Here is a 9,777-nt window from a genome sequence, read left to right on the forward strand (position 1 = left end):
TGTTTTATCCGTTGATTTTCAGCTGGAAGATTTCCAGTTTACGGCTCTGAACGCCGGACCACATTTCAAATTCACCCCTGCCATTTCCTTTTTTATCAACTGTGAAACGGAGGAAGAAATTGATCGTTTGTGGGCCAGTCTTTCGGCCGGAGGCATTGCACTTATGCCGTTGGACAAATATCCCTTTAGTGAGAAATATGGCTGGATCCAAGATCAATATGGCTTGTCGTGGCAACTGAATCTTTGCCATGGAAACGCGAAAATTGTTCCGTCGCTGCTCTTTGTCGGCCAGCAGAATGGCCAGGCAGAGGAAGCCATCCATTTCTACACATCAGTATTTGACAACTCCTCGGTTGGTGAGCTCAGCCGCTACAAGGAAGGCGAAGGCGGCACGCCAGGAACACTCAATTATGCTGCATTCAATCTCAACGGACAACAGTTTGCAGCGATGGACAGCAGTTTAGCGCACGATTTTGGGTTCACCGAAGCGATTTCCTTGATGATTGAATGCCAAACACAAAATGAAGTCGACTATTTTTGGGATAAGTTATCGGCGGGCGGTGACCTGAATGCACAACAATGTGGCTGGCTTAAAGACAAGTATGGGGTCTCCTGGCAAGTCGTTCCGTCCATGATGGCTGAAATGATCGGCGATCCGGATGTGAAAAAATCGGGGCGCGTGATGGAGGCAATGATGCAAATGAAAAAGCTGGATATTGCTGAATTAAGAAGAGCCTACGAAAGCAGTTAGTGATTAACTAACAGAAAATGAAAACTTTTCAGTCGGTTCTGGTACTTCTGTTTCACGTCCGTTCTGAAAATTGAGTCCTCAGGTTCCTGATTTATTTCTATTTTTGTCGCTGTATTCGGAAAATGACTTGAAAAGGCAAAGCCTTTTAAAAGTTGGCCAACAAACAGGAACAGCAATCCGGCAAGGGTGACAAAATGAAGAAAGCAAAAAGCAAAGAATTGATTCGGGCAGAAGAAGTGGCCAATACCATTTCTCACGGCATCGGTATTGCCTTGGCCGTGGCAGGAGTCACTTTGCTGACCGTTTTTGGAGCTATTTACGGAAACGCCTTGCACATCGTCAGTTTTGCGGTTTTCGGGATGAGTATGATTGTACTGTACCTCGCTTCCACCCTCTTTCACAGCGCCAAAAACCCACGACTTAAACTCAAACTGAATAAATTTGATCATTCAGCCATTTACATTCTCATTGCAGGCTCGTACACACCCATTTCATTGATTTCGCTTCAGGGATGGGTTGGGTGGACGATTTTTGGATTGATCTGGAGCCTCGCTATCGCCGGCATTATTTTTAAAGTTTGGTTTTATTCGTCTAAATGGCGGAGCTTGTCGGCCTGGCTGTATGTGGCCATGGGTTGGCTGATCATTGTGGCTATTGTACCTGTGGTGCGGAATGTTCCGAGCACTTCGCTTTGGTTTTTACTGGCGGGTGGGCTAAGTTATACTGTCGGAGCCATTTTCTACCTGTTCCCAAAGGTGCCGTTTTTTCATCTCGTGTTTCATCTTTTCATTTTGGGCGGCTCCATCTGTCATTTTTTTGCTTTTCTGTACTTGCTGCCCATCTAAGATCCAAATAGTTTCAAATTCGAAGTTCCAAATTCCACTTATTCGCCGCTTTGTATCACTTCTTTGAGAATAGACAAAAAACAACGACTGAATGACAAACAATGACCAAGTATGACACGCCATTGACCAGAAAAGTGAACCAAGAGCGGGCCTACTTCACACAAATAGTCAAGGATTGCTAACTGACTCCAACAGCTTGAAGCAATTGCTCGAACTCGTCCGGCAGTTTGGCTTCAAACTTCAGTTTTTCACCTGAAACCGGGTGGGTAAAAGCCAGTTTCGAGGCATGCAGCATCAGCCGGTTAAACCCCCACTCGGCTTTGATCAGCTTGTTCAGCGTGAAATCGCCATGATGTGAATCGCCAACAATATCGTGCCTGTTTTTGGCAAAGTGCTGCCTGATTTGATGCCATCGTCCCGTTTCCGGCATCACGCGAACCAAGCTCAGACAAACATTGGTATGTTCTTTATAGGAAATGTTGGTTTGTATCAGTCTTTCCCTTCGAAATCGCGTCAGGGCATCCTTTTTAAATTTGCTTTTTTTCTTGACCACGACTTTTCCATCAAAAAAACCTTCTTCAGGAACTTCTCCCAAAGCAATGGTTACATATTCCTTTTCGACTTCTTTGCGCTCAAATTGCAGGGTCAGGTGATGAGCCACCTCCGACGAACGCGCCAAAATGATCAAGCCAGATGTTTTCGAATCCAACCGATGAACGTTGTAAATCCACTGGCCTTCCTCGTCACCAATCAATTTGGTCAGGTAAGGCGCATCGTGAGGCATAAAATCATTTTTGTGCACAGGTAAATCCACTGGCTTGTCAACAACCAAAAGGTGTTCGTCCTGGTAAATCACTGGTATTTCCATCATTTATTTGCAATTGTTTGATGTGTCTATTTTCGGCTGCAAGATACCTTGCTTTTAACAGTTACAGCCAAGAAACGGGGAAGTATTTTTTTCTTCCGGCTATTCTCAATTCAATACAAGCGAAAATTCCTGCATGAATAAGCGTCTCCGGTTAGCAATGCCCGAACAAAATAGCCATTCAGGCTGTCTTTTATATACAAACAGTGATCTCCTGTTTTGATTGAAACACCAGTAAAAATGAAACAAATAAGTTACTTAATTGGACTCCTGTTGCTGGCTTGGTCGTTACCTGCCTGTTCACAGAGTCATGAAAAAGATACCACGATGGAATACAACGCACTGAATCAGTTTGAAGAATATGTCATCATTCATAAAGGTACGGAACCAGCTTTCTCCGGGAAGTATGACAAGCATAAAGAAGCTGGCACTTACGTTTGTAAACGATGCGACGCACCGTTGTATCGATCAACTGATAAATTTGATTCGGGCTGCGGCTGGCCCAGTTTTGACGACGAAATTGAGGGAGCAGTAAAACGTACGACTGATGCCGACGGCAGGCGGACAGAAATTACCTGCATCAACTGCGGCGGCCATTTGGGACATGTATTTACCGGAGAAGGTTTTACCGATAAAAACACCCGCCACTGTGTAAATTCGGTTTCGTTGAAATTTGTACCTGCAAGCACTTCGAAATAAAAACAGTGTCAGCGACACGGTTGCTAGCTTAGGTCTGATCCTAAGTTTCTTGACTCGAACGGAATGCGGAATTTTAACCTTGGCCGCAATCCTAAATTCGTAACTGACCGCTTTTTTTCCAAAAACTTGTCAATTGAGAACATTTGTGCTTTATATTTGCATCGAAATTTGCATCAATTATAAAACACATACAAGATGATTAAAATTGCGATACCGAGTAAAGCGAACCAAGTTGATAGCCATTTTGGCCACTGCGAATACTTTTCTATTGTAGAATTGAATGACCAACTGGAAACTACCAGGCAATACACAATGAACGCTACAGAGAATTGCGGTTGCAAAAGCAATTTGGCTCAAGATATGGCAGCCGAAGGGGTATCAATTTTGCTGGCCGGTGGCATTGGGCAAGGCGCTATCAACAAACTCAAATCAGCTAATATTGAAGTATTGGCCGGTTTTAGCGGTGCCATTGAAGAAGTTGTTGAACGGTGGAAAAACAAGGACTACCAACTTGACATTTCAGTCTGCAAAGATTACTACTCGTGTTCACACTAGCGTTCGGTGAAACTGACGGAGTGATTTTGTTCTTGAATTAACTTGTAAACATCGTCAAAAGTATTGGCGTTCATCAGTTCAGCTCTGAGGTAGGCGGCACCTTCAAACCCATTGGCATAAATTTTATAAAACCTTTTCAGAATATTGAAATTTTTCACGCCTCCCCAATTCTTCTCAAACAATTGGGTGTGCCGGATTAGTTGTTCCAATTTCTCTGCTTTGTCGGGCTGTTTGGGAATTGAATTAAAAAACCAGGGATTGTGAAAAATACCCCGTCCGATCATGATGCCATCCACGCCATATTGCTGCGAATAGTCCACCGACTGGGCATAAGAAAGCACATCGCCGTTTCCGAGAACCGGAATTTTGAGGTCGGATGCGTCGCGCAAAGCAACGGCCTTGGCAATTTCGTCCCAGTTGGCTTTGCCATCCGATTGCTGTTTCTGAATGCGGCCATGCAAGGTAATGGCAGCCGGTTTGGTTTCCAGCAACTGGCTGATCCACCGCTCCGTTTCGTGTTGCTTAATGCCTGTGCGTGTTTTTACTGAAACCGGCAAATGAGTGGCTTCTTTTGAGGCCAGAATAATTTCCTGGGCCAGCGTTGGCTGGTCGATCAAGGCACTGCACGAGCCTTGCTTGACGACATTTTTCACAGGGCAGCCCATATTGATGTCGATGCCATCAAAGGCATATTCTTCGGTAATCTCCTTGGTAATCTTGTGAAACACTTCCGGCTTGTTACCCCAAATTTGTGCTACCAGGCGAATTCCCTTCTCTTTCAGCAGTTGCCGTTCCGTATTGCTCACAACCAACCGCTCCGCCACGCGCAGCTTACCTTTGGGATGATTCATGCCATCAACAGCCGTGAATTCCGTAAACAATACATGCAGACATCCGGCTTCGGAAATACTGGCCACCAACTCGCGAAACGAGGTATCCGTCACATCCTCCATCGGCGCCAGGGCCATGATCGGTTTTTCAATATGCTGCCAAAAATTACTCATCACTCTTTTTTTGCTACCTGACTGTCGATTCTTAATTTATTGTCGATGCTTTTCCGAAAGCTTTTTCGGTTGCCAAATTTACGTTCGAAAGTTTGAACAAACAACAATCGATCTTCTTCAGAGGCATGCAAAACTGTTTGGCATTCGTTCGTGCAACAACCGTCAAACTCCCGGGCGCATTCCTCACATTGAATGAAAAGAATATGACACAGATTGTTGGCGCAATTGGTATGCGAGTCGCACTTCCGCCCACATTGATGACAATGTGCAATCACTTCTCCGCTGACTGTTTCCCCCAGTCGCTCATCAAAAACAAAGTTTTTTCCAACAAACTTCGACTCCAGGTTTAGCCTTTTAACTTGTTGGGCATACTCGATAATTCCACCATGTAGTTGATTGACATCGCTAAACCCATGATGCCTCAAATACGCGCTGGCTTTTTCACAACGAATTCCCCCGGTGCAGTACAGCAAAATCTTTCGTTCTTTCTGGTCTTGAAAATCATGAACAACCATCTCAATCTCCTCGCGAAAAGTATCAGCCTCGGGGCAAATGGCTCCTTTAAAATGACCAATTTCGCTTTCGTAATGGTTTCGCATATCAATCAACAAAGTGTCCGGGTCATCAACCAAATCATGAAACTCGGTGGCCGTAAGATGCTTTCCAACATTGCTTACATCAAAAGCATTGTCATCCAATCCGTCGGCGACTATTTTCGGGCGTACTTTAATGGTCAGTTTATAAAACGACTTCCCATCGTCTTCAATGGCATATTTAATTGGCATCTGCTTCAGCTCGGGAACTTCGTCGAGTTGTTTCAAAAAACGATCCAGCTGATGTTCGGGAACGCTCATTTGCGCGTTGATACCTTCGCGGGCCACGTATATTCGCCCCAGGCAATCCAAGGCGCTCCACGCACGATAAAGCTGGTTGCGGAATTCTAACGGGTCCTGAATCGACACATAACGATAAAATGAAATGGTTTTTCGCTTAAAGACCTCCCCCATCAGGCGCTGTTTCAGCTCGTCTTTATTGAATCGGTTGTATAAATGCATGTGTTCAAATTTGCTGGCAAAGATAAAAAAACTTCATTATTCCGAATAAAACACCGTTTTATCTGATTAGATTGAAAGATTTCAAGCCCAATAGATAAGATATCCCTATTTTTTCGAACAAATTTGCTGCAAATTCAAATGTATTGTACAACATGTTTACATTTTTTAACGATTGATAAACAAATATTTACATCACCATTTTTGATTGTGTTTCTTATTCATTAAGAAATTTTAAGGTTTTTTTAATATTCAAATGAAATAGTTGCTATATTAGCACAGCATTTAAAAATAACTGCTTTTAAATGACAGATTTATAGAATACCTTTTCTCTCTTTAAACCAATATTTATTTTCTGGTCTAACTAAACTAAATTATGAACGGGGTGCCATGACGATGGCACCCCGATTTTTTTTGTGCCTGGTGATCAGCATTTCGATTCAACCGCACAAAATTACGATCGCTGACAAAAATGTGCTCCTTCAAACCATTCCGAAACGCAACAACTGTGGATCAGGCAGCAAGGGCAATCTCTAATCTCGAAGTTTTTCTATAAAAAATCTCCCCATCTCGGTGTAAACTATTTGTAATTATATATATTTGGAAAGCAGGGAATTAAAAAACCGCTGCAGTGTTTTTGGTTGCGAGACTTTATTTTTGAAACAATCGATTTTAAAATGTCATCAAGACCATTCCATTTGTGCCAGCTTAAGAAAGCGAAAAGAGAATTGAGAAAAATGTGAACGATGCTGTCTGAAAAGAAGCCGAAAATCAGCAACACCTTTGTGTTGTTATCAAGCTGATTTTTCAGTGAAGGGCTATGGTTGCCTTCTTTTTAGAAATCAGCAAACGAAACCGACTACTGAAATAAACCCACTGCGGGAATTTGTTTCAATTGTTGGGAATAATAGTAATAGGAATGCACAAATTTCAACGAATGGAAAACATACAAGGAAGAGATAATCGCGGGGCCGCGCGAGCAATTGGTTTTGCAACATCAATTTCGGATCAGCCATACGATGATACCATCGAAATTGAAGAAATCAGCATTCTTCATCTTGAAGACACTCCGGAAGACTCGGAGCTGATCCTGATGACACTACAAAGAGAAGGATGGCAAATTGACTATACACGAGTTGATAGTGAAAAGCAATTTCTGGAAGCACTCAAAAAATCTGATTTTGATATTATCCTTGCTGATTATCATTTGCCGGATTACAACGGAATTGAGGCCTTACAAGTTTGCGCCGAGCATTATCCCGAAATTCCATTCATCATCGTTTCCGGTACACTCGGTGAAGAGATAGCCGTAGAGATGTTGAAATACGGGGCCACCGATTACTTACTCAAGCAAAACCTCCAGCGTTTATGTCCGGCCATTAAGCAGGCGCTGTTTGAAACCCGCTTGAAAAAGCAAAAATTAAAGGCTGAAAACGAACTGCGGCGAAGTGAGGAGAAATATCGCGCTATTTTCGAGAATATTCAGGACGTATTCTTTCAGATCGACCGATCCGGCAAGCTGATTGAAATTAGTCCGTCTATTTCCCGTATGAACGGCCATTCAACAAAGGAGTTGATCGATTGCCACGCAACGATTCTGTTTAAGGACCCGGCGGTTTTTCACGAATTGGTTGAGCAGGTTGAAAGCTCAGATGAAGTGTGGGATTTTGAAGCCCGGTTTAATACGAAAAGTGGACTATTCAAGTTTGTCTCCATCAACGCACATCAAATCATTGGTAGCAAGAATGAATTCATGGGTATCGAAGGCTCAATTCGGGATATTGATGAAAGAAAAAAAGCAGAAAAAGAGCTGGTTAAAGCCAAAGAAAGAGCAGAAGAAAGTGACCGTCTGAAATCGGCCTTTCTGGCCAACATCAGCCATGAAATTAGAACTCCGATGAACGGCATTCTTGGATTTGCAAGCTTGCTGAAGGAACCTTTTCTGGATCAAAAAGTACAGCGGCGTTATATTCAAATTATTGAAGAAAGCGGCGAACGCATGCTTAATCTGATCAATCAGATTATTGATATTTCGAAGATTGAATCCGGACAGATGAAAGTCGACTTAACCAACGTAAATATCAACATTGAGCTGGATAAGCTTTTCAATTTTTTCTTACCAATGGCACAGAATAAAAAGCTTCAACTCTTGTGTAGAAAGCCTTCCGGAAAATTACATCCGGTAATTTTTAGTGATCAGGAAAAAATTCAGGCCGTGCTGACCAACCTGATTAACAATGCCATCAAATACACCGAAACCGGGAAAGTTGAGTTTGGCTATGAAGTTCATGGCCATACCTTGGAGTTTTTTGTCAATGACACGGGAATTGGGATTAGCACAAAAAAGCTGAACGCCGTTTTTGATCGTTTTGTGCAGGCCGACACATCGGTGTCGAAAGCTTACGAAGGGGCTGGCCTCGGCCTTTCCATCTCGAAAGCATACGTTGAAATGCTTGGCGGGAGAATTCAGGTTTCATCCACCAAAGGAGCAGGATCACGTTTTGTATTTACCATTCCCGACATCAAACAAGGCGAAACGGCAGCATCCGAATAGATTTGACAATGTCAATCCGATTTGTGCAACGACTGCAATGCAGATTCAATATCCTCAATTAAATCTGCTGCACCTTCAATCCCTACCGACAATCGGATCGCTGTTTTCCTGATTTTCATGGCCATGCGTTCTTCCTCAGTAAACTCGGCATAAATGGTTGACCAGGGATGAATAATCAGTGATTTATTATCATTGAGGTTGGTGGCACGACGAATGAGGTGCAGGTGATTCATGAATTTGAAACATGCGGCTTCCGATTCCAGATCAAAGCTCAAAACCGTCCCCGGCTTTCCCTCAAACTGTTTCGTAGCCAAATGGTATCCATCCGAATTTTTCAAACCAGGATAGGTCACTTTTCCAACCAAAGGGTGACCCACCAGAAACTCGCCCAATTTCATGCAGTTTTCATACGATCGGTCAAAGCGAAGCTCCAACATATCGAGCCCCAAAATTTGATAATGCGCAGTGTGAGCCGACATAGCGCCGCCGGTATTGCGGAAGTAGTTCTTGCGCAAACGGGCAATAAAAGCATCTTTCCCAAACTTTTTACTGAAAGGCTTCACGTTGGGATTGAGTGCCCAATTGTAGTTGCCATGATCCAAAATAACTCCGCCAAACGAGGTTCCACCACCCGAAATGTGCTTGGTTGTAGACATCACTTCGATATCAATGCCATGGAACCGGCCGTTAAAAACAACCGGGGGCGTGACCGTACTATCGGCAATCAAAACGAGGTTGTACTTGCGGGCAATAGCTGCCAACTTCGAAATATCGGCAATCTCAAGTTGCGGGTTGGTTACCGTTTCAAAATAAATGGCCCGGGTATTTTCATCCACCAGTTGCTCTACTGCTTCGGCGTTGGTGGTATCAACAAAACGAGTTTCCAGCCCATAATTGTGCAGCGTTTGATTGAGTAAGGCATGGGTATGCCCAAACAATTGATTTCCTGAAATAATGTTATCACCGCTCTTGCAAATAGCCAAAATGGAATTGGAAATGGCTGCCATGCCCGAAGCCACAGCCAAGGCATGATGAGCGCCGGTGAGCGCTTTCATCTTCTGCTCAAAATACTCAACCGTGGGGTTGCTGGTTCGCGAATAAACATGGGCAGGCAGCTTGCCGCTGAAATTATCGACCATGTCTTCTGCTGTTTCAAACTCAAAAGCAACCGACTCATAAACAGGCATATCTAAAGCCCGGTGAGCGTCATTCTTCGGAAATGGAACGTGGAGCGACCGGGTTGTGAAACTCTTTTTCATCCGTTATACAGGTTTTAATATTCTGGCAAAGATAACAGCTGGAAATCAATTCAGTTCTATGAAATCCGGTTTAGAATGTCTCAAGCCTCATTTTTGAACGCAAAAAAAAGCGCCGACGGAGGCTCCTAAAACGGGCTTCCAGCTGTGTCAATTGCGCTTTCTTATTATCTTTGTTGCTCCAATAAAAGGATAT

Annotated in this window: 9 protein-coding genes; 5 read left to right on the forward strand and 4 right to left on the reverse strand. The window is 43.4% G+C overall.

Translation table 11 applies throughout. The annotated features are described in order from the left end of the window. Both NC99_RS15805 and trhA read left to right on the forward strand, forming a co-directional pair. Nucleotides 1–751 (forward strand): VOC family protein (locus NC99_RS15805; RefSeq protein WP_157624966.1); only part of this gene is annotated, 751 nt, incomplete at its 5' end. A 194-nt stretch (nt 752–945) separates the two neighbouring features. Then, on the forward strand, nt 946–1,596 hold the full coding sequence (trhA, locus tag NC99_RS15810) for a PAQR family membrane homeostasis protein TrhA (RefSeq protein ID WP_053185822.1): 651 nt from the start codon (nt 946–948) through the stop codon (nt 1,594–1,596). A gap of 178 nt (nt 1,597–1,774) precedes the next feature. Here the strand turns inward: trhA and NC99_RS15815 are convergent, their stop codons facing one another. Further along, a complete protein-coding gene (locus NC99_RS15815; RefSeq protein ID WP_053185799.1) occupies nt 1,775–2,467 on the reverse strand; it encodes an RluA family pseudouridine synthase in 693 nt (230 codons plus the stop codon). A 234-nt stretch (nt 2,468–2,701) separates the two neighbouring features. On the opposite strand from NC99_RS15815, the gene NC99_RS15820 reads away from it, so the two are divergent. Beyond that, entirely contained in the window at nt 2,702–3,160 is a 459-nt protein-coding gene (locus NC99_RS15820) for a methionine-R-sulfoxide reductase (RefSeq protein WP_193392005.1), read from the forward strand. 195 nt (nt 3,161–3,355) lie between these two features. Then, complete coding sequence (locus NC99_RS15825) at nt 3,356–3,715, forward strand: NifB/NifX family molybdenum-iron cluster-binding protein (RefSeq protein ID WP_053185802.1); 360 nt, start codon at nt 3,356–3,358, stop codon at nt 3,713–3,715. On the opposite strand, the gene NC99_RS15830 is transcribed toward NC99_RS15825, so the two are convergent. Beyond that, a complete protein-coding gene (locus tag NC99_RS15830) occupies nt 3,712–4,719 on the reverse strand; it encodes a tRNA dihydrouridine synthase (RefSeq protein ID WP_053185806.1) in 1,008 nt (335 codons plus the stop codon). The genes NC99_RS15825 and NC99_RS15830 overlap by 4 nt on opposite strands. Beyond that, entirely contained in the window at nt 4,719–5,774 is a 1,056-nt protein-coding gene (gene trhO, locus NC99_RS15835) for an oxygen-dependent tRNA uridine(34) hydroxylase TrhO (RefSeq protein ID WP_053185808.1), read from the reverse strand. Before trhO ends, NC99_RS15830 begins: the two co-directional genes overlap by 1 nt. A gap of 934 nt (nt 5,775–6,708) precedes the next feature. On the opposite strand from trhO, the gene NC99_RS15840 reads away from it, so the two are divergent. Then, nucleotides 6,709–8,325 (forward strand): hybrid sensor histidine kinase/response regulator, encoded by a 1,617-nt coding sequence (locus NC99_RS15840; RefSeq protein WP_162231238.1) that lies wholly within the window; start codon nt 6,709–6,711, stop codon nt 8,323–8,325. A gap of 11 nt (nt 8,326–8,336) precedes the next feature. Here the strand turns inward: NC99_RS15840 and NC99_RS15845 are convergent, their stop codons facing one another. After that, nucleotides 8,337–9,584, reverse strand: coding sequence for an aminotransferase class I/II-fold pyridoxal phosphate-dependent enzyme (locus tag NC99_RS15845; protein ID WP_053185816.1), 1,248 nt, complete (start codon nt 9,582–9,584; stop codon nt 8,337–8,339). Nucleotides 9,585–9,777 lie beyond the last annotated feature (193 nt).

Source organism: Sunxiuqinia dokdonensis (assembly GCF_001270965.1).
Classification (GTDB): Bacteria; Bacteroidota; Bacteroidia; order Bacteroidales; family Prolixibacteraceae; genus Sunxiuqinia; species Sunxiuqinia dokdonensis.